The sequence below is a fragment of the Roseivirga sp. UBA1976 genome (assembly GCF_002336325.1).
GTDB lineage: Bacteria > Bacteroidota > Bacteroidia > Cytophagales > Cyclobacteriaceae > Roseivirga > Roseivirga thermotolerans.
In genome coordinates this window covers 4,921-5,192 of record NZ_DDDQ01000013.1, presented here as the reverse complement: position 1 = coordinate 5,192, position 272 = coordinate 4,921, and the positions used below count along the sequence as shown (strand labels likewise).

Below are 272 nucleotides of genomic sequence, written 5' to 3'. Positions count from 1 at the left end.
GAAGGTTGAAACAACAGCACGATATTCAGCTGGTGGTGATTGATTACCTCCAGCTGATGTCGGGCGATTCTTCAAAGAGCGGAGGAGGATCCGGTAACCGTGAACAGGAAATCGCATCCATTTCCCGAGCTTTGAAAAACCTGGCTAAGGAACTTAATGTTCCTGTAATTGCGCTTTCGCAGTTGAGCCGTGCCGTGGAAACCCGAGGCGGAGATAAGCGTCCCCAGCTTTCCGACCTCAGGGAATCCGGTTCTATTGAGCAAGATGCCGAT

Annotated in this window: 1 protein-coding gene; it reads left to right on the top strand. The window is 51.1% G+C overall.

Translation table 11 applies throughout. The features are described 5' to 3' along the window. The coding region (locus B3763_RS01320; protein WP_286742808.1) for a DnaB-like helicase C-terminal domain-containing protein at positions 1 to 272 on the top strand (272 nt) is incomplete at both ends.